Source organism: Mesorhizobium sp. M0227, assembly GCF_040321855.1.
GTDB lineage: Bacteria > Pseudomonadota > Alphaproteobacteria > Rhizobiales > Rhizobiaceae > Mesorhizobium.
The window spans coordinates 21,638-46,226 of sequence record NZ_JAMYSJ010000036.1; the positions used below are offsets into that span (position 1 = coordinate 21,638).

The following is a 24,589-nucleotide window of genomic DNA, read 5'->3' on the forward strand; positions in this document are numbered from 1 at the left end:
TGCACGTGGTGGGGACGGGCAATCGGGAGGGAGGCCAAACTGACGACGAGCCGGCGGCACAGAATACCAGGTTTGTGCGTTGGCTGGCGTCTGGGCCATCTTGTGAACCTGGATGATCCTAAGGAGATGATGGCCGAGCGCGTCACGATGCAGGCACGCGTCTGCTCTCGCGCTCGCGGTACCCGTTGCCCATAGCCCGCCGCAGAGGTTCTTCTCGCCCGGGGCGGCGTCGGTGCGGCGCCTCCAGCTTCATCAGCGGCCCGGCGGTAGCAAAGCCGCCACTCGCTACGGCGCTGTTGAGGGCGCGCTCGCGAGCGGCTTTGCTACGCCCAGCCACCACCAGGAGCGAGCTCGCCCGATGATGGGGTGCACCGCGGTCGGGATACGATGCTGGAGGAAATCGTTCGCAGCCGGTCTTCACGAACTGCGAGGAGTACTTGTCCTTGAATGCTGCCTGCTGGCCGTCTGCGGTGCCTGAGTGGTCCGCCGACACGCCCGAAAGTCAACGCCACTACCACAAGGCCGCCAAAAAGTTAGGTCTGGGAGCCAGCTTGCACGGTGGTCTCGTGTTCGGGGATGTCGTCGAAGGAGGCGTGGTTGAGATAGTAGAGTTTGGAATACAGGCCGCCCATGGCTATTAGCTCATCGTGGTTGCCAGTCGCAACAACTTGGCCATTCTGAAGCACGATGATGCGGTCGGCCCCCCGGATCGTGGCGAGACGGTGGGCGATGACGAGGCCAGTCCGCCCTTCAAGCAGCTTGATCAGAGCCTTCTGAATCTGCAATTCCGTGTAGCTGTCGATGTTGGCGGTAGCTTCGTCGAGCACGAGGATCTTGGCGTCAGCGACGAGGGCGCGGGCGAAACTGATAAGCTGGCGCTGGCCGAGAGATAAGTTGTCGCCGCGTTCGCCAAGTTGGGTCTCATACCCGTCGGCGAGGCTCATGATGAAGTCATGCGCGCCGACCGCCTTCGCCGCCTCGATCACCTTGTCGCGCGTGGCTTCCGTCTTCTGGTATCGAATGTTCTCGAAGACCGTCCCGGTGAACAGGAATGGCTCCTGCAGCACCATGGCGACCTGGCGGCCGAGCGATTCTTGGGTGAGGTCGCGCACATCATGCCCGCCGACCAGCACCTGACCCTGCTGAACATCATAGAAGCGGTGGACCAGGGCCATCGCACTCGATTTGCCAGAACCGCTCGGTCCGACCAGTGCGACCGTCTCGCCGGGGTTGACCCTGAAGGAGACATTTTTCAGAACCGAACGGTTCGAATCGTAGCCGAATGTGACGTCCCTAAACTCAACCGAGCCGTCCATTTCGGGCGAAAGTACCTCGGCATTGGGTTTGTCCTGAACATCGATCTTGACATCGAGCACATCGGTCAGGCGCTTGCCTGAGGCCATGGCGCGCTGCATGATCGAATATTGCAGGGTGAGTGAGCGGATCGGGTCAAAGAAGCGCTGGATGTAAAACAGGTAGGCTACCAACACGCCCACATCTATACGGCTATTCACGACCATCGAGCCGCCGACCACAATAACGGCGGCCAAGGCGAGGCCCGTGAGGCCATCGACGATAGGCACCATGACCAGTGCATATCTGGCAGCGATCAGTTGGGTCCTGAGGTTGGCATGGGCCCGGTCGTCAAAAAGAATGAAATTCACCTGCTGGCGATCCATCGACTGTATGGTCCGCACGCCGTGAATGGCTTCGGCCAGCGCGCCATTGACGACGGAATTGGTTTCGTGTGCAGCCATGAAGGCGCCGCGGGCACGCGGCAGCCAGACAATGCGGACGATCACCAGGATCGGCAGAACCGACAGCGTCAGGAGGCCGAGGCGAAAGTCGAGCCACAGCATTACGAAAACGATGCCGAAGAGAAGTGCAACATCGCCTAGGGAATATACCGAGGTTTCCAGGAACTCCTGTATGGAGTTAACGTCGCCTTGCAGGCGCGACATCAGGCGTCCGACCTCAGTCTTGTCCATGAAAGAGAGCGAAACCTTTTGCAGATGGCCAAACATGGCGCGGCGGATGTCGAACAGGACAGCTTCGGCAATTTTCCCATCCAAGGTTTCCTGCATGTAACCGGCGGCGAAATTGACCAAAATCGCCGAAAGGAACGCGCCGACGGCCGCAAGCTGGGCTGAGCGATCGCTCCCTGCCGGGTTCATGCCGTTGTCGATCGCGTAGCGGATGATCAAGGGGATGAGAAGCTGCGTCCCGGTGAAGATCAGCATCGCGACAATCGTGACAACTACCTTTGCCCGATAGGGATGGACGAAGCCCCAGATCCGACGGAGGATGCTCTTGTCGAAAGCCCGGCCGAACATCTCCTCCTCGATCCGGTGCGAGCCGACGACCGCGCGCGGAGGGCGTCTGCCGTCGTCACGTTCGGCTTCGAGTTCGCCGGGGCCTTGGTCCATCAGCGGGCGCCCCCATACTGGGTCATATGCTACCACCTGGGCGCGTCTGGAGATCGTAAAGGGCCCTGTAGCGTCCCCGCTTCGCCAGAAGCTCTTCATGCTTGCCGCGTTCTACGATTTCGCCGTTATCGACAAAAAGGATCTGATCGGCATGCATAAGCGCACTCAGCCGGTGCGCGATGATGATCGTCACCCGATCCTTGGCGAAGCGCCGCGTCGCCGCGCGAATGCGCTGCTCGGTGCCGGCATCGATCGCGGCCATTGAGTCGTCGAAAACGACGACAGAGGGGCGCAGCATCATGGTGCGAGCAATCGTGAGACGCTGGCGCTGGCCGCCAGAGAGAGAAACGCCGCGTTCGCCCACGACCGTCTCATACCCTGCTGGGAGCCCGAGGATGTAGTCGTGGAGCTGGGCGAATTCGCCAGCGTGTTCAATTCGCTGTCTCTTCGCCCAGGGGTCGCCATAAGCGATGTTGTTCTCGATCGTGGTGGTGAATAGGAACGCATCCTGCTGTACAACGGCAACCGCCTTGCGAAGGCTCTCGAGGGTGACATTGCGTATGTCCTGGCCGTCCAACGTGATGGCGCCACCGGTCACGTCGTAAAAGCGGGGGATCAGATGAGCCATCGTCGATTTGCCGGAACCCTGCGGACCGACGATCGCGATCGTCTCGCCTCTCCGGGCCTCAAAGCTGAGGTTCTTCAGAATGGCGCGGTTTTCGACATTGGGGTACGCAAATGAGACATTGTGGAAGCGTAGAGTGCCGTCGCTTATCTCAAGCGGTCTGGCCTCGAGAGCATCCCTGATCGTGATCTCCTGATCGAGGAGACCGAAAAGCCGCGAACCGCAGCTGGAAGCGCGGGCAAAGGCATTGACCATGAGGCCGATCTGGCGGACTGGCATTTGCAGGATGGTCATGAAGGTCAGGAAGGTCGCCATGGTTCCGACGCTGATCTCGCCAGCGACGAGCTTGTTGCCACCGATCCAAAGCACCAATCCCATTGCGAAAAAGAAGGACAAGGTCATCGCCGACGTGCTGGGTACGTAGATGTCAACGAGATCGTTGGCGAGGGCGAGCGCGGTCTTGGAAGCGCGGTCGAACTTCAGCATCTCATAGGATTGAGCCGCAAAAGCGCGGACCACGCGGATGCCTGCGAGATTTTCCTTCATCACGCGGCTTAGTACCGAAAGGCGCTCATAGAGGTCGAGCCAGGTGGCGCGCAGCCTAAGCTGTGTGGTCGATGAGCGCCAGGCGACAAAAGGCACGAAGCTCAGCGCGACCAGGCCGAGCATGAGATCGATCGAGATCATCATGTAGGCGCCGATCCCGATCAGCATGGTGAGCAGGACCACGCGAACGAGCGCGGTGGAAAAATACATCCGCACGCCTTGGAGATCGAGCATTCCGATGGTGATCAGATCGCCTGAATGGACCCGATCGTGAAAGGAAAAGCTGAGACGCTGGATCTTGTCGTAGTAGGCGAGCCGCAGTTCGTACGCGACATGATGCCCGACGGCTTCGGCAAAATAGTTCTGCGCCATCGTGAAAAGGCCGCGTAGCGCGCTGACGGCGAGCAGCAGGAGAGCCGGGGTCCAGAGCGCTTGTCCTGCCGCGCTCCCGGCGACACCGCCCCCGATGGCTGTCTGGGCCTGGTCGACAGCCCGGCCGAGAAGCTGGGGAATGAGCAACTGGAGGATTGCCGCCATGATCGTCGAGCCCATAGCGAAGGCGACCTGCCAGGGATGCCGAAAATTCATACGCGTTATGCGCAACAGCGTACTCAAATCCCGGCCCCAGCGCGCCGCTTCAACATGAGTCAACGAATTCAGAGCGTTCGTTGCGCTGCCGACAGCATCACTGTTCACGGGTGTATTCCCGACTGCATTTTGCGCCTTCGTGGAAAGCCGAAGGACGCATCATCAAAGGCGACCGCCATTGTTAATCCCGTCCTCAACCTGCAGCCGTGCCCGTTCCCAGAAGCCGAGCCGCCGCTTCACCTACTGGCATGTCGATCACCGTTATTCCGCTTGACGCAAGGAAACGCGCTTCGTTTCTGGTCAGGGTTTCCGCGTCCATTACAGTGCAATATGGACCGCAGGAGCGCTTCATGATCTGTCTGGCGTAGGTGCGCAGCATCTGATCGTTGAAGCGGCAGCCAAGGAAGAAAAATCCACGGGTGATCCGCCGTTCCTTCACCACGTCTGGGATCGGTGTCTGGATATCAATTTCGGTCAGGACTTCGACATAGTCGGAATCTGCGACGAGAAAGTTTTGCGAGGGCCTACTACTCCCGTGAGGTGCATAGAGGACCGTCTTTGCCCCCGATCGAGCATCGAGCTCCCTCCCGGACAAATCGTAGGTTTTTGTCCAAATGTTGCCGATTTCGTTCGCCCGCGTAACGCCTTGTATCTCAACGACGTCCGTTCGGCCGGTCTCCACGAGAGCGGTGCGCATCGCGCTGTCATACCAGCTGTCGATGATGAGGGAGAGCGGCAGCCTTGCGAGCCAGGCGTGGAGGAGGGTTGGGCTCACCGGCGCTGCGAATATGTCGGTCATCCAAGCTTGAAGCGTCCGGCGATGCCGGCGCTGTTCGATGAATTGCGCAACCGACCACATATTGGTGCGGATCCTGGAAGGGGCGGGCGCCCGTGCATTGAGTGCCGCGGCAACGACCTCCGGAGTATGCGGCACAGGCGGTTCCGCACAGTTCAACCCAAGAAGACCCGGACCGAGATAGGGGATCACCTCATCGGCGGCGAGCGCTTCCTTCGCCAAGTCAAGCAGCTTATCGGCAAAACTGTCCCGCACGATGACGAGGTGGTCCGATGTCAGGATCGTGTTCATGCTCGTCTCCTCGCGACGCACCTAGGGGCAGCATCAGTCCTCTTCGGAAACCTTCCTTGCCTCGACAGTGATCGGCAGACGCGTATCCCGTGGAAGATCGGGTAGGAGGAGCCGCCACCCGTTCCTGAGCGTGACCGTTCCGCCCCACAACTCTTCCTTCTCGAGCTTGATGATCGGCTCTTCGAGGTCTTTTTTGGGGACATACGCCGACAAGCCAGCATCGGTCCTGCGGATCATGACTTTCATCTGGCCCTCCCTTCATTGGAATTGCTTTCAGCACTGCAGGACGCCTCGGCTTTGTCGAGGCTCATCAGTTCACGCGCTCGCATGCCGACGACGGTGCCACGGTCGATCCACTCGACCGCATAGATGAAGAACTGCTGGAGAAAAGTGCCGATGTCACGCACATATCCCTCATCGCCCTTCCGCACGAGATCTTCGCCGATCTCCCTGCCAGGATAGGTGCCGTCATTCTTTATGTGGCGAGTAGCACGTACCCGCTCTCCCGGCATGAATCGTGGCGGCCTGCGGATTTCGATCTCCTCTTCGCGTCTGAGCGACATGTCCGTTCCCTGATTTCTCTTGCGGCTGCAGGTTGTGAACAAGGCGTTCCAGGCGTCCTGCGTAGGCAGCCCCAACCATGTCGGCAGCCATGTGGTCACGCAGGAACGCAGGTCTTCGGCACCGGGCATACCGAGGCACATTGCTGCGCATCGAAGACCCCCTCGCATTCGGTGCACTTCTGTGACTCGATCACGTAGCTCTCGCCTTTGAACTTGATCGCGCCGGAAGGACATTCGAATTCGCAGGCGCCGCATTGGGTGCATTGGGATGCGATGATCTTGAAAGCCATTTTAACTCCTGGTCCGAATGAATGAGACAGCTCAGGCCGTCGCCGCGAGTGCGGGAGTTCCAGATGCGGCGGCGCAAATCGCACTGATTGCGGTCTCGATATAGTCATGGGCATAAGCATCGGTCGCTTGTATTCCAGCCTCCGCGAGCTGATCCTGCGGGCAATTTCCAATCTTGGCGCACAGCACGATGTCTACGCCTTCCAGCGCTGCGATGACGCCATCGAGGGTGGCCTCTGCGCTCCGGCCGCCGAGACAATACTGCTCGACCTTGCGATGCCCGACAAAGCTGATGCCTCTCGGCGAGGCTTCGTAAACCTGGAATTCCTTCGCATGGCCGAAATGTTCGTTGACGCGGCCGCCGCCCTTGGTCGCCACCGCGAAGAGGACGGATTTGCCGGGCCTCGCTGCCTTGACCAATCCGATCGCTTCACTTCTGGCCGCCACGTGATCACGGCGCTCCTGCGCGACCAGCTCCCGATAGGCGTTACGCTTGCTGGCATCGTAGGTGACCTCGCCGGGAATCCGGTCGGCCGTGAATTCTTGGCCACGATCCTCGCCAAGCATGCCGACGGCATCTGCCCGGCACTGCCGGCAGTGGCGCATCAACTGGGCGCCGCCTTCGACACGATCCTGAAGAGCTTTCATCTCCATTGCGTTTGGGCCGCGCTGCCCGCTCAGTCCGTAATGCGTGCCGTGTGCCGGGTCCGAAATCAGCGGCATGAGGTTGTGCAGGAACGCGCCTCGCTCCTTGACCCATCTATTCACCTCGATCAGATGCTCATCGTTCACGCCCGGGATCACCACCGAGTTGATTTTGGTGAGGATGCCGCGCGCGGTCAGCATCTCCAGGCCCAACATCTGCCGCTCATGCAGGATCCGGGCGGCTTCGATGCCGACGTAGCGGCGATGGTCGTAAAAGATCCAAGGATAGATCTTTGCACCAATCTTAGGGTCGACCATGTTGATGGTGATCGTCACGTGATCGACGTTCATGTCGGCAAGCTCATCGACACGGTCCGGCAGCGCCAGCCCATTCGTGGAGATGCAAAACTTGATGTCTGGGATTTCCCTGGCGACCCGCGTGAACGTTGCCTTCGTCTTCTTCCAGTCGTAACAGGCATCGCCCGGTCCGGCGATGCCGAGCACGGAAAGCTGCGGCACCTCGTTGGCGACCGCGATCACCTTGCGTAGCGCCTGGTCGGGCTTCAGCTTTTCAGAGGCCACCCCAGGCCGGCTTTCGTTGGCGCAGTCATATTTGCGATTGCAGTAGTTGCACTGGATGTTGCAGCCCGGCGCGACCGCGACGTGCATGCGCGCGAAATAGTGATGCGCCTCTTCTGAAAAGCAGGGGTGATCCTTGATCTTCTCCCAGACAGCCGGATCCGTGTCGTCGGGCTTTATCGACGAGCCGCAGGACGAAGAGGCGCAGCCACCAGCTTTCATGGTGCCAAGCAACTGGTCACCGAATGTCGTGCTGAGGCTCTCAAGCGAAATTGCCGGTGCGGACATGAACGGCTCCGTTGCTGCGTGATGTCGCAGTCCAAAGCGCAAGAGCTATGCCAGCTCAAAGAGCTGTTTCGGTTCACGAATGGGCTTGTCGTGTCAGATTCCTTCGGATTGCTCCGACAAACCTTTGTCGGGCTTACGACAGTGGACAAGCAAATAGGGTCGCGAGGCTAGCAGCCTCGGGCGCGCAGAGTGTGAGCGAGACCACTCCGGGCTGCTTACGGTTGACGTCATCACGACGTCTAGAATTTCTTCACCACGATACCATGCCGGCGCAGGGCGTAGCCGACTTGCCGCGGCGTGAGGCCGAGGATACGAGCCGCCCTGGCCTGAACCCAACCGGCCTTGTCCATCGCGTCGATCACCCGGTCGCGTTCCGCCAGACGCGGGGGACAAGCGGGATCGTTCGGATCGCCGGCCGTAAGGGGAGATATCTTGCCTGCGGAGGCACCGATGCAACTGGCCGGCAGCCGCAATCCGACCGGCACTGCGTTGACCCGTGCGAGATCGTCGACGGCATTGCCGCCATTCGAGCGGTCGGCTCGCTTCCAGAGGAGCCAGGAAAGGCACTGGCCCTTCTTACAGGCGAAATCGGATGGAGTGATCGTCCTTGAGCGCGCAAGTGTGGCCGTCCTTTGGACGCAGTTCTCCAGCTCGCGGACGTTACCAGGGAAGTAACATTGCGAGATCAGGTCAAGCGCCGGCGCCGCGAAGGCTAGTGCGCGATCGTTCTCCTTGTTGAACCGGTTGAGGAAGGCGTTCGCAAGGCGTGGAATATCGCCGGGTCGCTCTCTGAGCGGCGGCAGGATAATTGGCACGACATTGATGCGGTAATAAAGGTCGGCCCTGAACTCCCCTTTTATGACGGCCGTCTCGAGGTCCTTGTTGGTGGCGCATATGAGGCGCACGTCGACCTGTAGCGTTTTGGTGCCGCCGACTCGCTCCAACTCGCCTTCCTGCAAGACACGCAACAGCTTGGCTCGAAAGGCCGGCGAAATCTCGCCGATTTCATCAAGTAGCAGCGTTCCCTCATTTGCCAATTCAAAACGACCGGCGCGCTGGGAGATAGCACCCGTGAAAGCGCCCTTTTCATGCCCAAACAGTTCTGACTCCAGAACGCTTTCAGACAGTGCGGCGCAGTTCAATTTGACGAAAGACTTCTTCCTCCGACGTGAGAGCTTATGGATGGCCTGCGCAAAGAATTCCTTGCCGGTGCCGCTTTCACCCCGCAGAAGCACGGTGGAATTGGTCCCTGCTACGACCGAGACGGTTTCGAGCACCTGCTTGAGTGCGGGGCTTTCCCCGATGATCCCGTCGATTTTGGCATCCGCATGCCGGGCAGGGTCGTAGGTCCTCCCCTCGTTGGGCGATTTCTCCGGTCCCGATTGCTCATGGCCACACCGCTGACGATCTGTACTCAGGGCGCGATGGAGGCGGATGGTCCGGCCGACAAGGTTGGCGACCATCGTCAGGAAATAAATGGCCTCGTCGTCGCGAAAGTCGGTGGCGCCGTCTCCGGCGCGGTCGATCGACAATGTCCCAAGGATATCATGATCAGCCTTTAGCGGGATACCGATAAAGGCAATTGGGATGGTTCCGATGCTCGAAGACGTTTGAAGGTCAGCCTGAAATAGTTCGGACTTGCGCACGTCCGGTATGAAGAGCGGCGTCCCCGTAGCGACGATTTGATCTGTTACGGCCTGTGGTATGACGCGGCGAGTGCCTGATTGACGTACGTGGGTATTGCCGGCAGTCGCGGCAATCTCCAGCTCTCCTTCAGCGTCCAGGACGACGATTGCTCCGTGACGCATCTGCAGAAATGAAGGCAGGACGTTCACGACATTGGCGAGCGTAATCTCCAGCTCGCTGGGGGCGGTCAGCACCTTCGATATCTCGTAGAGTCCTCTGAGCGCGATATCTGATTGGGGCATGCTTTTGATGGGCGGTTCAGGGCGGGTCTCCCGAGGTCCAACCTCGTCGACCCGATCTTGCGGTCCGTGGGTCATGGAAACACCTCAGGGGTTGTCGTCCAGAGTGCTCCTCCTTTTTTATCTGAATTCTGAAAGCACAGTATTCACGAGCTTCTCTTCGTCAAAGCGACGATCGAAGCAAAGAAAATAGACTTGGCGTTGGGCGAGACCTAAACTGTATCAAGATCACCCCTCTTAATACGTGCGTGCGTCGGTCATCCGAATTTGAAGAGGACTCCGAAACCGCCGCGTGGATAGTTCCACTCGATCTCGCCACTGGTCTCACACAAAATCCGGCAGGTGCCGCACTCCATGCAGCCGTCAGCAGTGATCTCCACTTGACCTTTGTCGTTCAACTCATAACATTTCGCCGGGCAGACGTGGGTAAGCGCGAGCAAGTTCGCGCTTGGCCTCTCGTGCGGTCGCACTTTGATATGCGGACGGCCGGAATCCACCAAGTAGCGGTTCTGGTAAAGCTTGTCCTCGACACGTGACTTTGTCACTGCGATCGTCATTTCGTCTCCCTTCAGCGCCACGCCAATGCAAGGCGGACCGCGTCGCTGACCAGCCCCCAACGCGAGCGCGCCTTGATGAAGGCCGCCGTGGTCGCCTTTTCCTTCTCGATCTTCGGAGTGCCGTCGACACGCATGAAGTTCTGCGCGGCTTGCGACATCAACCGCGGATAAGTTGTGAAGTAATTGCAGGAATTGGTGTGGAGCAAGGCCGGCATATCTTTGTATTTCTTTAGGTCCTTGACCACGAAGGACTTGTCCAGCATGGCTTTGTAAAGAGCGAGATTTCGTTTGGTCATAGGAGCGTTGCGGCTGTTGACCTCGACGATTGCCTCAGCCGCGATGCGGCCGGAGGTCATGGCGAGGTTCGAACCCTCGCGGTGAATGGCGTTGTTCAGTTGCGCGGCATCGCCGACCACGACCCAACCATCGCCAAACAGCTGCGGAATAGCCTTGTAGCCGCCTTCGGGAATGAGGTGTGCGGAATATTCTTTCACTTCCGAGCCGGCGATCAGCGGCCGGATCGAAGGATGGCTCTTTAAGGCATCAAGGAGAACGTAGGGGCTCTCGACCATCCCGGCAAAATCGGAGACGAGGCAGCCAATGCCCAGTGAGATCGACTCCTTGTTGGTGTAGAGGAAGCCGAGCCCGGCCATGCTGCGGGAGGTCGTGCCCACCGCCTCGATCACGCAGCCTTCATCGCCCTTGACGCCGAACCGCTGCTCAATGACCTCTTCGGGCAGGAAATGCATTTCTTTAACGGCGAGCGCCACGGTTTGTGGCTTCGGCATCTGGCGCAGGCCGGCTCGCGTGCCAAGCAGTCCGCAGACACCTTCTGCGAGAACGACCACGTCCGCGTAGATGGCTCCGCCGGCCCGATCTGTGCGGACTCCGACCACCCTGTCCTTGGCGTCACGGATGAGCTCCGTCACGGTCGTCTCGCACAGAACCGTCGCGCCGGCCTCGCGCACCTTACGCGAAAACCATTTGTCGAACTGGGCACGGATGATTGTGTATCGGTTGGGCTTGGCCTCATTGAAGTCGTCCGACCGATAGTGAATCCCGGTATGGGATGTGTCGTCCATCACCCAAAGCCGCTGTTCAACCAAATGCCGCTCGAGAGGCGCATCGTCCCTGAAATCGGGGATGATCTTCTCCAGCATGTTCGCGTACATGATGGCACCTTGGACATTCTTGGAGCCCGGATATTCACCGCGCTCCAACTGCAGCACCTTTAGGCCATGGCTGGCCATGGTGTAAGCAGCTGCGTTTCCGGACATGCCTGCCCCAACAACAATGGCGTCGAAGTTTTCCTCGATCATGTCCGTCCCTTAGCTCGCAAGCTTATCGCGACTGTGGGGCGACAGCCGCCGGGTGAAGGCTTCCGTCAGTGCGGGCAGGAAGCGGATCGCGTCGGTGACGATTCCGAGGTGAGCGAAATCGAAAATCGGCGCGTTCGGGTCGGTGTTGATGGCCACGATGAGATCCGCCCCCTCGACGCCAACCCGATGCTGGACGGCGCCGGAAATCCCGGCCGCTATGTAAAGCTTCGGCCGGATGGTCTTGCCAGTCTGGCCGATCTGCCGATCAGCTGGCATCCAGCTCTTCTGGACTAACGGGCGCGAACAGCCATGCTCGGCGCCGATTGCTCGCGCGAGGTTCTTCACAAGCTGCAGGTTCTCCGCCGCGCCAAGACCAAGGCCTCCCGCAACCACGACGTCGGCATAGGCAAGGTTTGCCTTTGCCGACTGATTGTCCGGCAGGAAGCCGAGGACTTTGGTAGCGATCTCGTCCTCGGCAAGCGAGAGCTTGTGCCGGATGACACGCCCGACCGGTTTATCCGTCCGCTGCGGCATGGGCATGACCCTTGGCCGCACTGTCGCCATCTGAGGGCGGAAATTGAGCGTATAGATCGTGCACAACAAGGAACCGCCGAAAGTCGGACGCGTGGCGGCGAGCGAACTGTCGGTATCCACATCGAGTTCGGTGCAGTCGGCCGTGAGCCCTGTCTGCAAGGTCGTCGCCACGGAGCCGGCAAGATCCCTGCCGAGTGTGGTGGCACCGAGAAGAAGGATTTCGGGTTTGTGGGTATCGACCAGATCCGTCATCGCCTTGGTGAAAGGCTCGTTCCGATAGTCGGCGAGCAGGGGCGCCTCGGCGATGTAGACAAGGTCAGCACCATAGGCGAATGCTTCGGCAACGGCGTTCCCGACGGCCTCTCCCGGCGGTCCGAGCACGACGCCTGCAAGCTGGACCTGAAGCTTGTCTGCTAATTTGCGGCCTTCGCCGAGCAGCTCGAATGATACGGGGTGGACCTGGCCGCGTTCGAGCTCGATGAAGACCCAGACGTGCCGGTAGTCCTTGAAATGGGCGGGCAGCTCCTTCTTTATGCCGGCGCGGCCGGCGGCAGGGCGAGGGGTTTCTCGGTTCGCGGTCGACATCGTTTTGCTCCTTGCCGTCACGCGCCGCCGTTGAAGGCGAGTTCATGTTCCAGCGCCGGCTGGCGGGTGAAGATTGCGGTGATGAGTTCGTCAGCGACATCGCGCAGGGCCTTCTCGGCGGTGTCGATTAGTGCCGCCTTTTCAGCTCGCGCAGGAGGGGCGAAAACACGCTTGACGACCGTCGGTGAGCCGCGCAGGCCGCATTTGGTGAGATCCTCGATGCCGGCGTCAGCCGCACTCCATTTCAAGACCTGGCTGCGCGCGGCGCACAAGGCGTCGTGGATCGAGCCCCGGCGGATCTCGTTTGTGCCTTCCAGCATGGTGATGAGACAAGGCAGCCTGCTCTTCAGCATCTGTGTGCCGCCTTCGGAGCGGCGCTCGACCTTGATCTCGCCTGCAGCAAGGTCAATAGAGGGGATCTTCGCGACATAGGTCAGTTGCAGGAGTCCGAGGCGCTTGGCGATGCCGGGCCCGACCTGGGCGGTGTCGCCATCGATCGTCTGCTTGCCGGTGAAGACGAGGTCTGGCGTGCCGAACGTCTCGCCGACCTTCGCGATTGCCTGGGAAAGGGCGAACGAGGTCGCCAGCGTGTCGGAGCCGGCAAAATAGCGGTCGGTCAAGAGCACCGCTCGGTCGGCGCCGTAGCCGAGCGCCTTGCGCAGCGCGTCCTCTGCCATGGGCGGACCCATGGTGAGCACAGTGACTTCGCCGCCATAGGCATCGCGCAGTCTGAGCGCTTCTTCGAGGGCGAACAGGTCGTAAGGGTTGATGATGGTCGGAACACCCTGGCGCATGATTGTGTTCGTCACCGGATGGACCCTTATCTGTGCCGAGTCCGGCACCTGCTTGATGCAGATTACGATGTGCATTGGCGGTTTCTCTAGGCTCCTGTCCGGGTGCGGGCATTGCGGTTATCTCCTTGATCCGCATAATTCGTGCCAAGTCTCTTGCGCTGCCCCCTTTCCTACAACTTCGGCTGGTTGCTTCTGACGGCGCTGTGGTGTTGACCGGATTTGTCGGCTGCTCGACATTGTCGCGTCGCAACCCTTGTCGCCGCTCATTCCCGTCCGAACCGCTTCAGTACCGAGTCGAACGGGACAAAGGTGTGACCCGGCGCGGCAGGTTTGTTCGGATCGTGGTCCTTGAGCACCTTGAAGACCCGATGCGTGAGCGGCGAGGAAATCGCAAAGTCCTCGTAAGCGCGTTCGAGCGTCGCGCGCACCCTCGCGGCAATCACCTGGTCGGGCAGACCGGAGAAATCTTCTTCGGCAAGGTATTGGCCCACGCGCTTCATTATATGGAGCCGCGAGACATTCAGCACCTTGGGGTCATAGGAGACGCCAAGGACTGAGAAGAACTCCTCCGCGGCCGACAGGCGCTTCAGTCGTGCGAGGATGTCTGTGACATCGATGGGGCGGCTGTCAGCGGAACAATTCATTGCATTCTCCCTGGTCGCAAAACTGTGGCCTTTGCGCGCGCGCGCACGGCTGACCTGGACCCGCACAGCTCGAGGAGGGACGCCTCGCTGCACATCCTATCGTAGAGCTCGACCAGTTGAGTTGCAGTGAGCGTCGATTTGGTCTCGGCCGCCTCGCGCCGGACGCGGGCCACCATCGCGGCTGCCAGATCCGGGTCGAGATCGCGACCGCTTTCGCTCAGCACATGGGCAATCGCAGTGGCGCCGGAATGCTTGCCGATGACGATCCGCCGGCAGCGGCCCACGAGAGCCGGATCAAGCCCCTGATAAGTACGCGAGTCCTTCAGCAGCCCTGCGACGTGAATGCCGGATTCGTGGGTGAAAACATCGGCGCCGACGACCGGCTTAGTGGCCGCGGTCTGCCGGCGGGCGGCCCAGGCCACCTCGGCGGCGAGGCCGGGCAATGCGGTCAGCTCGATGCCGGTATCCGCGCCGCCGAAGACCGCCATCGCGGCGGCCACCTCTTCCAGCGCGGCATTGCCCGCACGCTCGCCGAGCCCCAGGACGGTGACGGAGGCATGGCGCGCGCCTGCGCGGATCGCGGCTAGCGTGTTGGCGCCAGCAAGTCCGAGATCGTTGTGCGCATGAAATTCAAGGTCGATTGGAGACCGCGCCACGAGCTGGGCGACAAGTTCGAAGGTCGAAAACGGGTCGAGAACACCGACTGTGTCGGCCAGCCTCACGCGGCTTGCGCCGGCGCGTGCGGCCGTCTCGATGACGCGGGCGAGATGATCCCGATTGGCCCGCGAGGCATCCTCGCACCCCACCGCGACGAAGAAGCCGGCGGCGGCGGCGCGCCTGACCATATCATCGATGACCTGGAGCGCTCCCGCCTTGTCGAGGCCGAGCTTGGCGGCAAGTTGGATGTCCGACGCAGGCAGCGACAAATTGACCGCTTGGACCCCGCTCTCGATCGCTGCATCGAGATCCAACGACGTCATCCGGCACCAGGCCATGAGCCGAACCGGAAGACGCCGCGCGACCACGGCGCGAATTGTTTCGATCTCGTCGACGCCCATGACCGGCGTGCCGATCTCGATCTCTGTGACGCCGGCCGCCGCAAGAGACTCAGCGATCTCCAGCTTTTCCGTCGTGGTAAAGGCGACGCCCGGCGCCTGCTCGCCATCGCGCAATGTCGTATCGTTGAGAGAGACATGACGGGTCATGACCGGTAGCCTGTTCTTCTGCCGCTCACGCATAGACCGGATTACCCGGCCCAGAACCGAAAAAGCTGCGCAGCTTCCCCACGATTGCCGGCATGACCTCGAGCACCCGGTCGATATCCTCTTCGCTGTTGTCCCGCGCCAAGGAGAAGCGGACTGCCGCGTGCGGCGTTTTCATCGCGCTTAGGACATGGCTTGGTTCCAGAGAGCCGGAGGTGCAGGCCGAGCCAGAGGAACACGCTATGCCAATGCGGCTGAGGAGAAGTGGAATTCCATCACTGTCGACATGTTCGAAGGAGATGTTTGCGGTGTTGGGCAACCGTTGCAGGGGATCACCAGTGACACAGGTGCCTGGGATGCGCTGGAGGATCCCGCCCTCCAGACGATCGCGGAGCGACTTTACCCGTGTGGTCTCGTCGTCCATGAATTTCAAGGCGAGTTCGGCCGCCGTGCCGAGCCCGGCTATGCCGGGCGTATTCTCGGTGCCAGCACGCCGGTTGTGTTCTTGGTGACCCCCCTTGATCAGCGAATGGAAATTGACGCCACGTTTTACGAAAAGCGCACCGATCCCTTTCGGCCCGTGCAGCTTGTGGCCGGAGAGCGACAGCATGTCGATTAAGGTCGACTTCAGGTCCATCGGAAGCTTGCCGACCGCCTGCACAGCATCCGTATGGAAAAGGGCGCCCACTTCCTTGGCCAACTCGGCAAGCCTGGCCACGGGGAAGATCACACCAGTCTCGTTGTTCGCCCACATTATGGAAACGATTGCCACCCTTGGGGTCAGGGCGGCCATATAGGCGTCGAGGTCGAGCCGGCCAAGGCAATCCACCGGGATCCTGTGCACCTTGACGCGGCGGGTCTTCTCAAGATGCGCGCAGAGCGTCAGCACGGCGGGATGCTCGACCGCGGACGTCACGATCTCGGTTCGGTTGGGCGCCGCCTCGAGCGCTGAAAGAAGCGCTGCATTGTCGCTTTCTGTCCCACCCGAGGTGAAGGTGATCTCATCGTCGAACTCTGCGCCGATCAGCGCTTGCAATTGCCTCCGCGCATTTCTCACCGCCGCACTGACTGAGGCGCCAAGAGCGTGCGCCGACGAAGGGTTGGCGAATTGATCCCTAAAGAACGGCAACATCGCTTGCAGGACCGCAGGATCGACCCGTGTGGTTGCGTTGTTGTCGAGGTAGACAGGCTTCATAGGTGCGATCCTCAGTTGACCAGAATGACGCGGCGCGGACCGACTCGTTGAGCCTCTGGCGCATGCCGTTGATGATAATGGGCCTGAACTGGCAGCCCGCGCAGACGCCGGAGTGTTGACGCAGACCGGATCTCCGTCGATATGGACATCTTCGCGGTGCCCGTCGTCAGCCCGCAGGTAAGGATGCGAGCGCGATAACGTGTTCGATGAGCCGAATTTGGCACAGCAGCGCGATCTGTCCGCAAGCAGCTCGGGTGACACCAGGACCAGAGCTGTTTCGGGAGGGGCGTTCTTTGCACCTTACCGGAAGCGAATGGCGGTCCCGAGATCCGTTTTCCTTGGTCTTTAGGACGGGGACATCTGTCGTGCCGGCCATATAAGTCTCCTCTGCCGCAAAATGAGTCCGACGGCCGCATAGGCGCTTCGGGCGTTTAACTGAAGGACTTGCCGCAGCCGCACTTCTCGCGCGCATTGGGGTTATCGAAGACAAAGCCGGAAGATTCGAGCCCGGTGAGGAAGTCGACGGTCATGCCGGCGACATGTGGTTGGGAACCCGCGTCCACGAACAGCTTGATCCCATTTGTGCCAGTGATCGCGTCGCCCTCGCGCGACACGCTCTCCAGGCCCATTAAGTATTTGAAGCCGGCGCAGCCGCCGGCCTCGACCATGATGCGAAAGCCTTCCGCCGGCTCGCTGGCGCGGGAAAGAGCAGTCTTGAAGGCGGCAACAGCGTTGTCGGTGAGCGTAATCATGGCTCCATTCTCCTCAGTCCGGGACCTGCTTGCGCATCACGTCGCATGCACCGTGCCAAAGCGAAGAAACGTTTCAACACAGCGCGGCATCTCTGACACTGCCGTGCTTCTTGTGAGTGTATTGCTGCGAAGCTGTCGGCCAACCGACACGTACTGTCGGGTTTGTCGGGATCGCCACGAGGGATGTTGGGCCTGAGTTCTTGGTTGAACTCACATCAGCAAATACAGAACGTCTTCTGAGCTTGCTTCGGCGCAATTGGCACGGTTTTTGAAGCTCCGTTTAGGCGAGGCGGCAAGAGTATGCCGATCCACAATCATGCCGTGGGTGCCCTCGCGATGGATGGGGCGAAGCAAGGGGGCAACATGTCAGGACCGGGTCAGATACGCCTTGTTTGGCAAAGCAGCGCCGCCCGTGGCATCCGAATGCCCGCCTGGCCGATTGCGACAACACCCATACTCGCTCACCACCGCCCAGTAGCCGCCGACAGGCTCGATGCGATGCTGCCATCGGCATGTGCATGCTCGCCGGTTTTGGCGCGGGTGCGACGCCGTGTGCACGCTGTCCAGCGACACTTTGTTCATGGGCCAGCAGCAGATCAGGGGCGAGCATTACGGCCGCCCTATCGGCTGAAGATTCCCCGGCAGGGCAGCTGATCCTTAAACGTAGGTAGAACCAGGGGTAAGACATGGACCAGCGCGAGAAACCGTCGCCGGATGAAATACGGTGTGCGTGCGAAGACAATCCGAAAATCCGGGAGCATGATCTCGCCGCTCGATTGGGCATTTCGGAAGCCGAATTGGTCGCGGCGCATTGTGGGCACGGCGCGGTGCGCATCAAGCCGCGCGTCGATGATCTGCTGACCGGCCTCGAAGCGGTCGGCGAGGTGATGGCGGTCACCCGCAACGAAAGTGCCGTGCACCAAAAGATCGGCGTCTACGACAAAGTTGTCACCGGCAACCAGCATGCCATGGTGCTCGGCGACGAGATCGACCTGCGCATCTTCCCGAAAGCGTGGGCGTATGGCTTCGCCGTCGAGAAGCGCGAGGGAGCCGAGATCCGCCGCAGCCTGCAATTCTTTGATGCCACCGGCGAGGCGATGCACAAAGTACATCTCAGGCCCGCCTCGAACCTGCACGCCTATCAGAATCTGGCGGCAGAGCTCGCATCCTCCGACCAGGAGCCGATCATATCGGTCGAGGCGAGCGGGGCGCGCGATAACGCAGTGAGTCCAGACCAAGCCGCCACGGTCGACGACCTACGCGAGCACTGGAGCCGGCTGAGCGACGTGCATCAGTTCTACCATATGTTGAAGGCACTGAAGCTCAGCCGCTGCCAGGCGATGCGTATGGCCGACGAGGATTACGCCTGGCTGCTCGACAATGATGCCGTCGGCGCCCTGTTCCAACAGGCGGCCGAAGACGAGATGCCGATCATGTGCTTTGTCGGCAATCATGGTTGCATCCAGATCCATTCCGGCCCGATCAAGTCGGTCAAGCAGATCGGGCCGCGGATCAATGTGCTCGACGAGACCTTCCATCTGCATCTTAGGACCCATCACATCCGCGAGGTCTGGGCCGTGCGCAAGCCGACGAGGGACGGTCACGTCACGTCCATTGAAGCCTATGGCGCCGACGGCAAGATGATCATCCAGTTCTTCGGCACGCGCAAGGAAGGCGAACGCGAGCGCAGCGACTGGCGGTTTCTGGCCGAGAGTCTGCCACGCGTTCCCGGTCCGACCGACAGGGATGTGTAGAGCCGACAGGCCCTCGGATTGAACCGGTCGCCATAGGACTCGGCACCACGTTCCGACAGCGGCTCGCGAGGAAATATAGGTCCATGTGCGATAGAGCTTGCCGTCGCAGCGCATACGCACGGTTAGGTGTGCACGCCGGAATTGTCCGCATCGATACAGTCAAGCTCGTCGTCGGCCGGACCGCTCCGCACGAGTGCATCGCCGTCTAGCCGGAGATCCTTGCAGCGGCTGCGAGCGATACAACGCATACGCCATCAGCGCCGAATCGAAGCGCGGCTCGACCTTGTTGATAATTTCGATCATCGCGCGCAAGCGCCGCCGGGTCTTGTCGGACCGCACCCGATCCTTGCGCGGGATCGCGTCGTTGCTCAATCCGGGCCGTGCGAACGATCTCCTCGCTCATCGACCGGAAGGCAGTGCAGCAGCAGGCAGGCCGAACAGCCCGATGTCGCGGACTCGACAAAACCGACCGTGGATGTCGGTTGTCGGATGTTGTCCTAAGAATGATGGACAGGTGATCATCAACTTAGCGGCGGCGGGCCCAGTGCAGGCTGGCGTCGCTTGGTGCAGCGCCATGGGTACGCCTATCCGGCACGCGACTTGCTTCGACGATTTGATCAGCAGGGCATCAGCAGTGCGTCACGGAGCTCAGCGGTGATGACCAGCCTCTCAACCCCAACGGGGATAGCGGCGGCTTTGCTTCATGACCGCAGAGCGGCGGAGATGCCCCTTCTGATCGACTTCGCAACCGATCTCATCCGCGCTGGTGCAGGTGGGCTGTATCAGGCGACAGAATCTAGAAGGCGCCCGACAAGAGACGTGCCCATGCTGGAAATCGACTTTATGAACAGCCGTGCAATCTCAATCGAGCCATGAACGCCAATGTAGAGAAAACAAAATGGCGACCAACCCCGTTCCAGATCATGTCCCACCCGAAATGGTGAGGGACTTCAGCCTGTTTACATCGCCAGGGATGCCACCAACACCCAACGGGGATCCACACGCAGCTGTCGCTTGCGTACATGACGGGCCTCCGATCTTTTACTCCCGCTACAACACGCAAGATGGCCGGGGTACCTGGGTCATCACCCGTGCCGCGGACCAGCGGAGGGTGCTGCAGGACGCAGAGACTTTTTCCAGCCATCGCAGCATCTTCTCCTCCATACTGGGTGAAAACTGGCCGACGATCCCGCTTGAGCTCGATCCACCGGCCCATGGCGTCTTTCGCTCACTGCTCAATCCGCTGCTTTCGCCAAAGCGGGTGTTGGCTTTGGAACCGGCTGTCCGCGAACGGGCGGTCGAGCTGATCGAAAGGATCGCCGCGTCAGGCACAAGCTGCGACGTGATGAAGGATTTTGCATTTCCTTTCGCGGTGAGCACCTTTCTTCGCTTTCTGGGGTTGCCTGATGACCGACTCGATACATTCGTCGGCTGGGGGAAAGATCTGCTCCACGGTGACGATATGGAACGACCTGTGGCTGCCCGGACGATCGTGGCATTCATCGACGAACTTGCAGCCATGCGCCGCGATGAGGCGGTTGACGATTTCATGACCTTTATCGTGCAGGCACAGGTCGAGGGCCGCCGGCTGACGGACACCCAAGTCCGCGGCATCGGCGTGCTTGTCTTCGTCGCTGGGCTCGATACGGTCGCAGCAGCTATAGGCTTTGACTTGGCGTACCTCGCACGCAATCTCAAAGATCAGCAATTGCTGCGGAGCGAACCGGACCGCATCCCGCTCGCAACCGAAGAATTGCTGCGGGCCTATCCGCCCATTCAGTTGATCCGCGTGGCCACGAAAGATATCGACTTCGAAGGCGCGCCGATCCGGAAGGGGGACTATGTTTCCTGCGCCACTATGATTGCCAATCGTGACCCGGCGGAATTCGAATGCCCCAACGCTATCGATTTGGAGCGGGAGGACAACCGCCACGCAGCGTTTGGCTATGGTCCCCACCGTTGCCTTGGCTCACACCTTGCCCGGCGGGAGATTGTCATTGGCCTGGAGGAGTGGCTGGCGCGCATTCCGGCTTTCAAGATCAAGCAGGGTACGGCACCGATAACTTCTGGCGGCCATGTGTTCGGGATCGAAAATTTGATCCTGGACTGGTCTTAGGCCCGCCCCGAGCCGGGCACAAACAATGGAGGCAGTGCCATGCGCATCATCGTCCAAAAGGCCAAATGCCAGGGCCACGCGCGATGCGCGGCGCAAGCGCCTGACATCTTCAAACTCGATGATGACGGTTACATCCTGCTTGGTGACATTCAAGTTGCGGAAGGGGAGGAACTGCCTGCATCACGAGGCGTGCGATCCTGTCCTGAACGTGCGCTGGAACTCACTCTCTGACGCTCTGAATCAGACGTCATTCAACCGTGAGTCTGGCGGCTTGAACCATGTGGCCACTCAGCACGGTCCCGCACGGTTCACGTCCAACTCTGCGGGGGCATTTCCCGCGCCTGTGTTCCCCGTGAGCGCAAACGGCAGGGCCGGGGTTCGCGAAACGCCTCCTTCCAATCACAGAATTTGCGACAGAGCCGAGTGAACCAGACGAAAATTGCCGAACTACTCGACCGCGAGGCGATCGGCGACTGCGTATACCCGAAGAACTGCCCGACCCATGTTGCGGCAGGCCGGATCTCGGCATGATTTGATAGGACAAACCAGGAGAACGCACCATATTTGCCCAACATTATGCCCGGCTCAGCACCGGCCAATGGCCGCAGATCGAGCTGGAGAGGAGGTTCGACCAGCATGTGCTTGCCTGTGTGCTTTCACGTGCGCTCGAGGAGATCGAGGCCGGCGAGGCGACTGTGACGGAGGCAACCGGACTTTCGCGCGCCGAGCTGCGCGATGTCCTGGCCCGCTGTTTTCCTGCTATTCCTATCAACGCGTTTGCCTTGAAAGAGGTGAGCGAGCCCGAGCCGGATCTGGAGGAAGAACTGCTGCATGGACTGCTGTTGGCGCATGCCCGTCCTGGCGACCCGACGAGCGCCCGCTTCGCCAGGATCATCGCCCGGCGTGCCATGCGCAATGACCACCTCTGGCAGGAGCTTGGCCTTTTTAATCGGACCGAGCTCGGCCGCCTGCTCGCCTCGCATTTTCCGACGCTGGCGGCCGGCAACACCCAAAACATGAAATGGAAGAAATACTTCTACCGCAAGCTCTGCGAGGCCGAAGGTTTTTCGCTGTGCAGCGCGCCCAGTTGCCGGGAATGCAATGATGTCGAAAGCTGCTTCGGCCCGGAGGAAGGCGAAAGCCGCCTCACACGGATCAAGAACGGCATCGCCTCGGATTGAGAACCGCTTTCGTCTGTCGTACAGCCGCAGCGCTCGCGCCGCGCCATATGTCTCTTACGAACGTAGACTGACGCCTTCGGGGATTGAATGCTGTGCCTGCTGTCCGATTAGTCGCCATACTCACTTCGGCGGGCGCCGTCATGATGGCGGTGCGGGATGCGACCCGCACCATCGCCGCCGAGCAACTGGTGTTCTCCGGGCCGTTGCTGCTCGCCTGCCTGGCGGTTGCGGCGCCTGGGCGGCCGCGGTTCACCGCCGTCATTGTTCGCGCTGGTGCACAGTTTCGCCTCGATCACCCATTGGGGCGGCCAGATTGTCTCCGGCGTCGCCATCAATTTCGTTGCTGCCGGCTCCGCCATCATTCTCGGCCAGGTTCCGGCGGCGCGCGCGCTGGGGTTCCTGGAAGCTTTTCGAACTTTCTGCCTTGCGCCTCCAGCTGAATTTCGCGCGCTCATGAAGGAAGTTGACGGCCCTGGACATACAGTGATGCAAGCATGATCGAACCGCTTATTCGGGGGTTCGAGTCGGGAGAGGGCTACCGCCAATACAGCGCTGTTGTTGAAATAGTCTGCTAACGGACCATTCGCGGTGAGTTAATGCGATTAGATCTCGTTTTGCTTCAACCGAGTTGATGCGCTGATATCAAGGGGTTCAGATAGCCGCATCGGCAGAATTGCCTCTGTCCGCGCACCGTTCAGCTCGTTGCTATCTCATTCGGATGTGTAACGAGCGCCTACTCATCAAGGTTGGCCATGGAGCCTATCGCGTAACGGATCAGGAGGCGACATGACCAAGGTTCGAGGTGACGCGCAAGCAGCCAACGTGACGGCGACAGGCCCTAGTGATCGGAGCGAGCCGTGGGGATGAGATCCAGAGGCATCAGAAATTCGAACTCGTCCAGACAGCTATCGAAATCGCCATTGAAGGTTCGAACTGCTCTATCTTTGCCCACCAAGACGATCTGATATGCGTTCTCTGCCGGGTCAAGCGCCCACCAATAGCCCTCGCGAACTGTCGATGGATCGACGGCGCCCTCCGTTGGCCAGAGGCTGGCATCAAGCCATTGCAGTAGCTCGAATTCTATTAAGTCGAATGGATCGGCATCCCCAACACGATTGGCCATTTGGCCAAAGGAATAAGAACCTACGTCGATGATCTCGGGCCGATCATCCTCCTGCCGAATGCTAATCGCCCACCAATAGCCACTCTGTATCCGCATGACTCCATCTCCAAACGTGTTCGTTCGGCCGCCGACTGCGTGAGCAGGTCAGCGGGCCAGTTGATGTGTTCAAGGAGTTTTGTTGGGCAGCCGTGCTGCTCGTTGTCTACGACGTAAGGGCTCCCCCATCGTCGGTTATCACGCGGCTTAGCCAAGATGCCCAGGGCCGCTTCTCTCAAGGCACGGCATGGAATTTATCCGGCGCGGTCAGGCAGTCAAGAGCGCTACAAACCTAGGCTATGAAGCCAGGGTTAGCTGTCGCTTCGTTCCACAGCTTTCATCCACCGGCACACCTGACCAGTCCTGCCCACCCCACCCGAATCCATGATCACTGGAATGTAGCCAAAGTTAGACTCGCACTTCTGGACGTCGCTCAATATTTATTGGCAGATCTCGACCGGTACGGGGGTAAAATCGAATGTTGGTCGCTCTAAGACGATGTACCCAAGTGCATTCTCGTCTAACCAGTTTTGGAAGCTGAAGCCCTTTTTGTCGAACGAGTAGAACGACCATTCACTCATATGACCTTTGGGCTTTGTGCCAAGCACCGAAATAATGACCCGGCATGCTAGAGGCAAGCCGTGAAGCCAATCGATAATCTGCTGATCGGAGCTTTTGCCGAGGCCGACGCCTCGTTCCCTGTTCGACCTGGTCGGGCAGCCGTACAAAACCTGGCGCCGCCGTGGGTCTGCGGGAGTTGCCAGTGCCGAAGCCGAAATGGTCTCCTCATGCTTTGGCAAACGATCCGTTTAGTGGACTTGCCGATGGTCGTTCACCATACACAGCCTCGATGCCCGTCTTCCGGATAGCCAGACCGACGGCTTTCTCTATCTCCCAAACCACCAGCCGCAATCGCTCCATGGTTCGCGCAGTCCTACGCGGCCCGTCCTTGTCAAGCTTGTAGTCGTATCGGATCTGCGTGTATTCGTTCGCGACCGTGCGTGAGCGGATGAAGTCTTCTACCTCGCTCGGCATCTCCAACCCGAGGTGTCTTCCTTCGTCCAGCATGTCCAAGAAATGATGCTGATAGCCCCGGATGTCAGCCGGTGTTTTTCCTTGGAGAAGGAGGAAGCTTCGCAGGTAGTGCTCTAACAGGCTGTTGAAAAAGGGGCTCGCGGTTGGGGTAGCTCCGTGATTCACTCATTTCGCGAGAATGCGGAGGGTGAATCGTGCGCGG

At 60.1% G+C, this 24,589-nt stretch carries 23 protein-coding genes and 1 pseudogene; 6 read left to right on the forward strand and 18 right to left on the reverse strand.

All coding sequences use genetic code 11. The features are described from left to right. Positions 1 to 533: 533 nt before the first annotated feature. The 7 genes from NKJ00_RS29240 to nifB form a co-directional block, all read right to left on the reverse strand. Entirely contained in the window at positions 534 to 2,426 is a 1,893-nt protein-coding gene (locus NKJ00_RS29240; protein WP_352632232.1) for an ABC transporter ATP-binding protein, read from the reverse strand. Between the two features lie 22 nt (positions 2,427 to 2,448). Then, on the reverse strand, positions 2,449 to 4,293 hold the full coding sequence (locus tag NKJ00_RS29245) for an ABC transporter ATP-binding protein (protein WP_352632234.1): 1,845 nt from the start codon (positions 4,291 to 4,293) through the stop codon (positions 2,449 to 2,451). 85 nt (positions 4,294 to 4,378) lie between these two features. Further along, the gene (locus NKJ00_RS29250; protein ID WP_352632236.1) at positions 4,379 to 5,272 is read right to left on the reverse strand and encodes an SIR2 family NAD-dependent protein deacylase; all 894 of its coding nucleotides are present in this window, start codon (positions 5,270 to 5,272) and stop codon (positions 4,379 to 4,381) included. A 33-nt stretch (positions 5,273 to 5,305) separates the two neighbouring features. Beyond that, positions 5,306 to 5,518, reverse strand: a complete 213-nt coding sequence (gene nifT / locus NKJ00_RS29255) for a putative nitrogen fixation protein NifT (RefSeq protein WP_023678250.1) — start codon at positions 5,516 to 5,518, stop codon at positions 5,306 to 5,308. Next, complete coding sequence (locus NKJ00_RS29260) at positions 5,515 to 5,835, reverse strand: nitrogen fixation protein NifZ (protein WP_352632238.1); 321 nt, start codon at positions 5,833 to 5,835, stop codon at positions 5,515 to 5,517. The genes nifT and NKJ00_RS29260 overlap by 4 nt, the downstream gene beginning before the upstream one ends. 95 nt (positions 5,836 to 5,930) lie before the next feature. Then, positions 5,931 to 6,125, reverse strand: a complete 195-nt coding sequence (locus NKJ00_RS29265; RefSeq protein WP_023672218.1) for a 4Fe-4S dicluster domain-containing protein — start codon at positions 6,123 to 6,125, stop codon at positions 5,931 to 5,933. Between the two features lie 31 nt (positions 6,126 to 6,156). After that, complete coding sequence (gene nifB / locus NKJ00_RS29270; RefSeq protein ID WP_352632240.1) at positions 6,157 to 7,569, reverse strand: nitrogenase cofactor biosynthesis protein NifB; 1,413 nt, start codon at positions 7,567 to 7,569, stop codon at positions 6,157 to 6,159. Here nifB and NKJ00_RS29275 point away from each other — a divergent pair. Then, on the forward strand, positions 7,484 to 7,657 hold the full coding sequence (locus NKJ00_RS29275) for a hypothetical protein (RefSeq protein WP_352632258.1): 174 nt from the start codon (positions 7,484 to 7,486) through the stop codon (positions 7,655 to 7,657). The two genes, nifB and NKJ00_RS29275, sit on opposite strands and share 86 nt — an antisense overlap. Before the next feature lie 217 nt (positions 7,658 to 7,874). Here NKJ00_RS29275 and nifA read toward each other — a convergent pair whose 3' ends face one another. The 9 genes from nifA to NKJ00_RS29320 form a co-directional block, all read right to left on the reverse strand. Continuing rightward, positions 7,875 to 9,638 (reverse strand): nif-specific transcriptional activator NifA, encoded by a 1,764-nt coding sequence (gene nifA, locus NKJ00_RS29280; RefSeq protein WP_502906419.1) that lies wholly within the window; start codon positions 9,636 to 9,638, stop codon positions 7,875 to 7,877. A gap of 179 nt (positions 9,639 to 9,817) precedes the next feature. Beyond that, entirely contained in the window at positions 9,818 to 10,117 is a 300-nt protein-coding gene (locus NKJ00_RS29285; RefSeq protein ID WP_023678245.1) for a ferredoxin family protein, read from the reverse strand. Between the two features lie 11 nt (positions 10,118 to 10,128). Next, positions 10,129 to 11,436 carry an FAD-binding protein gene (locus tag NKJ00_RS29290; protein WP_352566231.1) on the reverse strand — a complete coding sequence of 436 codons (1,308 nt, stop codon included), beginning with the start codon at positions 11,434 to 11,436 and terminating at the stop codon, positions 10,129 to 10,131. A gap of 9 nt (positions 11,437 to 11,445) precedes the next feature. Next, entirely contained in the window at positions 11,446 to 12,555 is a 1,110-nt protein-coding gene (locus tag NKJ00_RS29295; RefSeq protein ID WP_023766900.1) for an electron transfer flavoprotein subunit alpha/FixB family protein, read from the reverse strand. A gap of 17 nt (positions 12,556 to 12,572) precedes the next feature. After that, a complete protein-coding gene (locus NKJ00_RS29300) occupies positions 12,573 to 13,424 on the reverse strand; it encodes an electron transfer flavoprotein subunit beta/FixA family protein (RefSeq protein ID WP_023795975.1) in 852 nt (283 codons plus the stop codon). 188 nt (positions 13,425 to 13,612) lie between these two features. Continuing rightward, positions 13,613 to 13,993 (reverse strand): nitrogenase stabilizing/protective protein NifW, encoded by a 381-nt coding sequence (gene nifW, locus NKJ00_RS29305; RefSeq protein ID WP_023736300.1) that lies wholly within the window; start codon positions 13,991 to 13,993, stop codon positions 13,613 to 13,615. Beyond that, positions 13,990 to 15,198: a homocitrate synthase gene (gene nifV, locus NKJ00_RS29310; RefSeq protein ID WP_352632242.1), complete on the reverse strand. Its 1,209-nt coding sequence runs from the start codon at positions 15,196 to 15,198 to the stop codon at positions 13,990 to 13,992. Before nifV ends, nifW begins: the two co-directional genes overlap by 4 nt. Positions 15,199 to 15,223: 25 nt before the next feature. Beyond that, positions 15,224 to 16,390: a cysteine desulfurase NifS gene (gene nifS, locus NKJ00_RS29315; protein ID WP_352632244.1), complete on the reverse strand. Its 1,167-nt coding sequence runs from the start codon at positions 16,388 to 16,390 to the stop codon at positions 15,224 to 15,226. Positions 16,391 to 16,821: 431 nt separating this feature from the next. After that, the gene (locus tag NKJ00_RS29320) at positions 16,822 to 17,142 is read right to left on the reverse strand and encodes a HesB/IscA family protein (protein WP_023766895.1); all 321 of its coding nucleotides are present in this window, start codon (positions 17,140 to 17,142) and stop codon (positions 16,822 to 16,824) included. A 686-nt stretch (positions 17,143 to 17,828) separates the two neighbouring features. Here NKJ00_RS29320 and NKJ00_RS29325 point away from each other — a divergent pair. The 5 genes and pseudogenes from NKJ00_RS29325 to NKJ00_RS32265 all read left to right on the forward strand — a co-directional run. After that, a complete protein-coding gene (locus tag NKJ00_RS29325; protein WP_352632246.1) occupies positions 17,829 to 18,896 on the forward strand; it encodes a hemin-degrading factor in 1,068 nt (355 codons plus the stop codon). Between the two features lie 898 nt (positions 18,897 to 19,794). After that, positions 19,795 to 21,012 carry a cytochrome P450 gene (locus tag NKJ00_RS29330; protein ID WP_352632248.1) on the forward strand — a complete coding sequence of 406 codons (1,218 nt, stop codon included), beginning with the start codon at positions 19,795 to 19,797 and terminating at the stop codon, positions 21,010 to 21,012. Between the two features lie 39 nt (positions 21,013 to 21,051). Then, positions 21,052 to 21,243, forward strand: coding sequence for a ferredoxin (locus tag NKJ00_RS29335; RefSeq protein WP_352632250.1), 192 nt, complete (start codon positions 21,052 to 21,054; stop codon positions 21,241 to 21,243). A 329-nt stretch (positions 21,244 to 21,572) separates the two neighbouring features. Then, a complete protein-coding gene (locus NKJ00_RS29340; RefSeq protein ID WP_352632256.1) occupies positions 21,573 to 22,193 on the forward strand; it encodes a nitrogen fixation protein NifQ in 621 nt (206 codons plus the stop codon). A gap of 264 nt (positions 22,194 to 22,457) precedes the next feature. Further along, positions 22,458 to 22,646, forward strand: a pseudogene (locus NKJ00_RS32265) (ABC transporter permease); the annotation flags it as partial. Positions 22,647 to 23,031: 385 nt separating this feature from the next. On the opposite strand, the gene NKJ00_RS29350 reads toward NKJ00_RS32265, so the two are convergent. Continuing rightward, a complete protein-coding gene (locus NKJ00_RS29350; protein ID WP_023760385.1) occupies positions 23,032 to 23,412 on the reverse strand; it encodes a hypothetical protein in 381 nt (126 codons plus the stop codon). Between the two features lie 726 nt (positions 23,413 to 24,138). Then, a complete protein-coding gene (locus NKJ00_RS29355; RefSeq protein WP_352632252.1) occupies positions 24,139 to 24,426 on the reverse strand; it encodes a hypothetical protein in 288 nt (95 codons plus the stop codon). Positions 24,427 to 24,589 lie beyond the last annotated feature (163 nt).

What these genes read in the sequence shown, in the direction of transcription:
- NKJ00_RS29240 (WP_352632232.1), bottom strand. Translation starts at nt 2,426, where the DNA reads ATGGACCAAGGCCCCGGCGAACTCGAAGCCGAACGTGACGACGGCAGA.
- NKJ00_RS29250 (WP_352632236.1), bottom strand. Translation starts at nt 5,272, where the DNA reads ATGAACACGATCCTGACATCGGACCACCTCGTCATCGTGCGGGACAGT.
- nifT (WP_023678250.1), bottom strand. Translation starts at nt 5,518, where the DNA reads ATGAAAGTCATGATCCGCAGGACCGATGCTGGCTTGTCGGCGTATGTC.
- NKJ00_RS29260 (WP_352632238.1), bottom strand. Translation starts at nt 5,835, where the DNA reads ATGTCGCTCAGACGCGAAGAGGAGATCGAAATCCGCAGGCCGCCACGA.
- NKJ00_RS29265 (WP_023672218.1), bottom strand. Translation starts at nt 6,125, where the DNA reads ATGGCTTTCAAGATCATCGCATCCCAATGCACCCAATGCGGCGCCTGC.
- nifB (WP_352632240.1), bottom strand. Translation starts at nt 7,569, where the DNA reads ATGAAAGCTGGTGGCTGCGCCTCTTCGTCCTGCGGCTCGTCGATAAAG.
- nifA (WP_502906419.1), bottom strand. Translation starts at nt 9,638, where the DNA reads ATGACCCACGGACCGCAAGATCGGGTCGACGAGGTTGGACCTCGGGAG.
- NKJ00_RS29285 (WP_023678245.1), bottom strand. Translation starts at nt 10,117, where the DNA reads ATGACGATCGCAGTGACAAAGTCACGTGTCGAGGACAAGCTTTACCAG.
- NKJ00_RS29290 (WP_352566231.1), bottom strand. Translation starts at nt 11,436, where the DNA reads ATGATCGAGGAAAACTTCGACGCCATTGTTGTTGGGGCAGGCATGTCC.
- NKJ00_RS29295 (WP_023766900.1), bottom strand. Translation starts at nt 12,555, where the DNA reads ATGTCGACCGCGAACCGAGAAACCCCTCGCCCTGCCGCCGGCCGCGCC.
- NKJ00_RS29300 (WP_023795975.1), bottom strand. Translation starts at nt 13,424, where the DNA reads ATGCACATCGTAATCTGCATCAAGCAGGTGCCGGACTCGGCACAGATA.
- nifW (WP_023736300.1), bottom strand. Translation starts at nt 13,993, where the DNA reads ATGAATTGTTCCGCTGACAGCCGCCCCATCGATGTCACAGACATCCTC.
- nifV (WP_352632242.1), bottom strand. Translation starts at nt 15,198, where the DNA reads ATGACCCGTCATGTCTCTCTCAACGATACGACATTGCGCGATGGCGAG.
- nifS (WP_352632244.1), bottom strand. Translation starts at nt 16,390, where the DNA reads ATGAAGCCTGTCTACCTCGACAACAACGCAACCACACGGGTCGATCCT.
- NKJ00_RS29320 (WP_023766895.1), bottom strand. Translation starts at nt 17,142, where the DNA reads ATGATTACGCTCACCGACAACGCTGTTGCCGCCTTCAAGACTGCTCTT.
- NKJ00_RS29325 (WP_352632246.1), top strand. Translation starts at nt 17,829, where the DNA reads ATGGACCAGCGCGAGAAACCGTCGCCGGATGAAATACGGTGTGCGTGC.
- NKJ00_RS29330 (WP_352632248.1), top strand. Translation starts at nt 19,795, where the DNA reads ATGGCGACCAACCCCGTTCCAGATCATGTCCCACCCGAAATGGTGAGG.
- NKJ00_RS29335 (WP_352632250.1), top strand. Translation starts at nt 21,052, where the DNA reads ATGCGCATCATCGTCCAAAAGGCCAAATGCCAGGGCCACGCGCGATGC.
- NKJ00_RS29350 (WP_023760385.1), bottom strand. Translation starts at nt 23,412, where the DNA reads ATGCGGATACAGAGTGGCTATTGGTGGGCGATTAGCATTCGGCAGGAG.